Source organism: Fructobacillus ficulneus, assembly GCF_001047075.2.
Lineage (GTDB): Bacteria > Bacillota > Bacilli > Lactobacillales > Lactobacillaceae > Fructobacillus > Fructobacillus ficulneus.
Genome location: NZ_DF968003.1, coordinates 25,498 through 30,393 on the forward strand (window position 1 = coordinate 25,498; position 4,896 = coordinate 30,393).

General features: G+C 46.7%; 4 protein-coding genes. 1 reads left to right on the forward strand and 3 read right to left on the reverse strand.

The features are described from left to right. Nucleotides 1–97: 97 nt before the first annotated feature. From AOQ29_RS04190 to AOQ29_RS04200, 3 genes are all read right to left on the reverse strand, one after another. Nucleotides 98–1,273 (reverse strand): metal-dependent hydrolase family protein, encoded by a 1,176-nt coding sequence (locus AOQ29_RS04190; protein WP_061993275.1) that lies wholly within the window; start codon nt 1,271–1,273, stop codon nt 98–100. Between the two features lie 44 nt (nt 1,274–1,317). After that, nucleotides 1,318–2,493, reverse strand: a complete 1,176-nt coding sequence (locus AOQ29_RS04195; RefSeq protein WP_061993276.1) for a hypothetical protein — start codon at nt 2,491–2,493, stop codon at nt 1,318–1,320. 389 nt (nt 2,494–2,882) lie between these two features. Continuing rightward, on the reverse strand, nt 2,883–3,413 hold the full coding sequence (locus AOQ29_RS04200) for a hypothetical protein (protein ID WP_061993277.1): 531 nt from the start codon (nt 3,411–3,413) through the stop codon (nt 2,883–2,885). A gap of 666 nt (nt 3,414–4,079) precedes the next feature. Here AOQ29_RS04200 and argF point away from each other — a divergent pair. Beyond that, nucleotides 4,080–4,896, forward strand: an 817-nt coding sequence (gene argF / locus AOQ29_RS04205) for an ornithine carbamoyltransferase (protein ID WP_061993278.1), incomplete at its 3' end; no start/stop codon positions are given.

Sequence of the window (4,896 nt, forward strand, 5' to 3'; positions counted from 1 at the left end):
TTTCTCAGGGGCCTTTCCTCTAATGAAATCACTCTCGCTTAGTAAAAAACTGCCTCCTGCATTGAACAGGTGGCAGTTTCAAACCGATATTAACCCATTAAAACTTGCGAATACCACCTTGGTAAACCTGCTTATCTTTTTGTTGGACGGCCTTGACGTCGGCCAAGGGGTTTTCTTTCAAAACCAAGAAGTCGGCATACTTGCCGGCATTCAACTCACCATATTCAGTCAATTTCATTAATTCACCGGAGTGGTGACTGGTTGACAGGGCATCAAAGTTGGTCATCCCCAACTTTTCCACCATCAACTCAAATTCACGGGGGGTCTCGTCAAAGTAAGTAAAGGGACAACCGGCATCGGTTCCCAGCGTTAATTTGACCCCAGCCTCATAGGCCTTCTTAAAGTTGCGGAACCCGGCCTCCATAACTTCCAAGTTTTTATCGGCTTCCCAGGCGGGCAGCTCGTCACTATGGTCGACCATGCTCTGAACAACCAACATCGTTGGCGTCAGGAAGGTCCCTTGTTCAACCATGATTTGGATTTGTTCATCGGTGACATAGTCACCGTGTTCGATTGAATCAACATGGGCATCCAAGGCGTTCATGATTCCTGGGTTGGCCTCGGCGTGGGCGGCAACGATGCTACCGCGGCTATGGGTCTCTTCGACGGCGACCGCTAATTCGGGTACCTTCAACTGGGGTTGGACCATATTGTCGTTAATCGACATGACTCCCCCGGTCGCCATAACCTTGGTACACTGGGCCCCTTCCGCGAAGTTCTGCCGCACCTTTTTCCGCATTTCATCGGCTGAATCGGTCACGTTCCCACCGTGGAAGAGGACTCCGTGGCCCCCCGACATGGTCATTGGTTCCCCGGATGGCATAATTTTCGGAATTTGTGGCAATTTACCGGTCCTTTGCAAGTCGGCTAAGGTCCGGTCAACCCCATAGCTACTTCCGCAACCACGAATGTAGGTCACGCCTGATTCCAACAATTCCTGGAGGTGCTGGACCGAACGGACGGTGACCGTGACGATATCGGCAAAGCCATCCCCATCATGACTATAAGGGTCGAGTGAGACGTGGGTATGGGCGTTGATTAATCCGGGCATGACGTATTGGTGATCCAAATCAATGCTCTCGTCGGCACTCGGTGCTTCCCCCGTACCAACCTCGGTAATTTTGCCTAGGTCATCGACTAAAAACCAGCTATTTTCATTAATTTCGTCGGTGACTCCGTCAAAAAGATTGGCATTCGTAAAAACTGTTGTCATAGTAATTTTCCTTTCTGCACATTAAGTGTTCAAAACAATCTTGCTTACAATAACTTCAAGAAAACCGAAGCGATGATAACCGAGGCAACTGAAACGGTGGCAAAGCCTCCAACCAACATCTTGGGCAAGGTATTTGCCAAAATGTAGGCCTCTTCCTCTGGCGTTTCGGCCAAGTTCCGGGCTGATTCGTGGGTCACAATGTAGTCGGCGGGGAAACCAAAGAGGGCCGTCAAGGCACTGGCGAAGGCCATTGGCCGTGAAAGACCAAGGGGCTTTGCTAACAAGGAAGAGGTCAAGAACATTCCAAAGATTCCCAAGAAAATCATGGTCAAAATTGGAATCAAGATGCTAACCAAGTTATTTGGTGTCACAGTTGAGAGGAAGGAGAAGATGTAGATCAAAAGACCATACATGAACCAGTTGAAGACACCGGCCTTTTCCAAAACGTGACTTTCCAACAAACCAAGTTGGTGACCAATTACCCCAAAGACCAAGCAGATGATGGATGAGTTAACGGCGTTGTGGAGCAATAATCCAGTTTCCAGAGCCAAGCCGGCCATGACCATCACGATAAAGATTTGGAAGGCCGATGTTTTGTAGGCTTCCGGTAGGCGTTGCAAGAGCTTTGGCTTAGTTTCCTCTTCTTCAGCACCAGCCCCAGTAATTGCAGCTGCATCCCCTGACCGGTAATCTTTCAAAAGCCGCTTTCCTTCTTTTTTGAGCAAAAAAGCTGTTAAGGGATAACCGATGATACTGTGCATAACAAACATCGAAACTGGGAATGAAACCAGCGATGTAATGTGGGCGGCCTTCAAACCATTACTCATTAAGAAGGCTGCCACGATTCCACCGGTTAGTGGTGGAACACTGGCAATCACGGTTTTCCAGTCGAAGAGTAAGAGCCCGCCACCCATGGCTAGGATGGCTGTTCCGGCCACCCCACAAAGGGCAACGACAACCGATTTCCATTGACGGAAGAGCGTCTTCAAGTCCATCAAAGTTCCCATGTGAACTAAGAGGGCGGCTTGAACCAAGCTAATAAAGGCCGGTGTGAATGTGGCTGTTTGCGTAATTGTTTTTGATGCAAAGGTCCAGTAAGCGATCAAGAACAAAACCGCCGTAACAAAGACCGACGGGATGTAGGCCCGACTAATGGTCGAAACCCATTCCCCAATAAACAGGAATAGCATAATAATTCCTAAAGCGATGACAGTTTGCATTTTTATTCCTCCTCGCCGTCTGGCTAGTTGTTGATAATGGGTCTAGTATAGGCAGGAGAATTTTTGAATACTTTGGCAAATTTGACAAAAAGTCGTACCCCCTTTCGGGTAAAATGACTAAAATGAAAACCCACAATCTCCCCGCAAGTCCTGAACCAGCGGTCTTTTCGAGGATTTTTTTGATTTTGAACAAACAAAAAGCACAAAATCTATCTCGATTTTGTGCGTATTGTCAAATCAACAACTTTCAAGTCTCAAACAACCGGATTTACCAGCCAGCGGTTTGGACCAGTATTTTTTGTCAGACTCTCAAAGGTCTGTATATCTTGTGGTCGACAAAGAAAAAGCGCAAAGCTTCACGGCTTTGTGCTGGCTAGAGTTAATCAATTTTATCCTAAGCCAACCTGGGCTTTGACGTAAAGCAAAAACTTAGTGGCATCCTCCTTGGACAGGTAAGCGGCATCATAACACTTGACCTTCCATGGTGTCGCCGGCTTTTCTTCTTGGGCATACCACCGGTCAATTTCTGGGGCCAAAAATTCCTTCAAGCCCATGAGACCGAACTTATTATCCGTTTCGCGGGCAATCAAGGTGTGTAAAATGGCGTGCTCGACCAAGTTACAGTAAACCAAGCGGTTCTTTTTCTGAGATTCATAGGGGTACTTATAGGCCCCGATGAAGACGGCATTGGAGAGATTTTGGTACTTGTTTTCTTCGATGTGGTGGCAATACAGACCTTCGTCCGTCCGGGTCGTTTTCCCGCGGACCAAGTCAGTGCGACGGTGGTTCATATAATCATTGTAGGATTCTTCGGTATAATAGTTATCCTTGGCGGGACCATACTTGGTCAGCAAATCAGCCACGGCATCTGAATACGATTTGTCCAAAAGCTTAAAATAATCACGAAGCTTGTCTGTCATTTTTATTCCTCCCAGTCCTGAATTACTCAACAATGTTTGAATTACTTTTATTGTAGCCTATTCCACCAAATTATGATAATAATCTCATCATTTTTGTGAGTTTTTCTTAGATTACTAGGGTGATTTGTCAATTTTCGGTCGAAATACCAAGGCACAATCCTAACAAATTCAATATTTTTTTCTAAATCAAATTAAAAATCTGAACATTCCCATCGAATGCCACGATAACAACCTTTATCGACCATTTAAATAATATAAAAATGAGATTTTACTCGAATTAAACCAATCTTTTTCTAAGATTTCCTTGACAGCGTTCACTTTATTGTTTATATTTATGCCAACAACTTGGCGCAAGCCAATTCAAAACAAAAACGATGATCGGAAATTTTAGTTAACTTTGTTTTCACAGAAAAGCTGGATGTTAATTCGTGAGAACCGGCCAAACAAACTAACTAGATCGTGCCCGTGAGTTATCTTTCGAAATGAGTAGAAAGATTCGGTTCTTAGCCCGTTACCGCTACAGGTCTTTTTGACTTGGCAAGCTAGGAGTGTGCGAACCTCCTAGAAATTGAGGTGGTACCGCGTAATAACGTCCTCTTGTATCTTCGGATGCAAGAGGACGTTTTTTTATTTTAATTTGAAATCCAACTATCAAGGAGTTTTACCATGACTAAGCAAACAACATTTTTCCAAAACCAATTTTACGGCAAGAGCATTTTGAAAGAGACCGACCTTTCCACGAATGAGCTGTCCTACCTCGTCGACTACGGCTTGCACCTCAAGGGCTTGGCGAAGCAAAACATTCATACCAAGCTTTTAGCCGACCAGAATATTGCCTTGATTTTTGAAAAGAACTCAACGCGAACTCGATCAGCCTTTACCACTGCAGCCTTGGAATTGGGGGCCCACCCCGTCTTCCTCGGTAAAGACGACATCCACCTCTTCCACAAGGAATCAGTCGAAGATACCGCCAAGGTTTTGGGGTCAATGTACGACGGCATCGAATTCCGGGGCTTCAAGCAAAGCACGGTCGATGACCTAGCCGAATATTCCGGCGTCCCAGTTTGGAACGGCTTAACCGATGACTGGCACCCCACCCAAACCATCCCCGACCTCATGACCATCAAAGAAAACTTCGGCACGCTGGCCGGTTTAAAGGTCGCTTACCTCGGCGACGGTCGTAACAACGTCGCCCACTCCCTCTTGGTCGGATGCGCCATGGCCGGTGTCAATGTTGCCATCGTCGCCCCCGTTAGTCTCCAACCAGACCCAGCGGTCTTAGCCACGGCCCACGCCTACGCCAAGGAAACCGGAGCCACGATTACCATCACCGATGATTTAGCCAGCGGACTAAACGGAGCCAACGTCGTCACCACCGATGTTTGGGTTTCAATGGGCGAAGACAACTGGGAAGATCGAATCAACTTGTTGTTGCCTTACCAAGTCAACATGGCCGCCTTGTCCATGACCGGTCACCTCGATG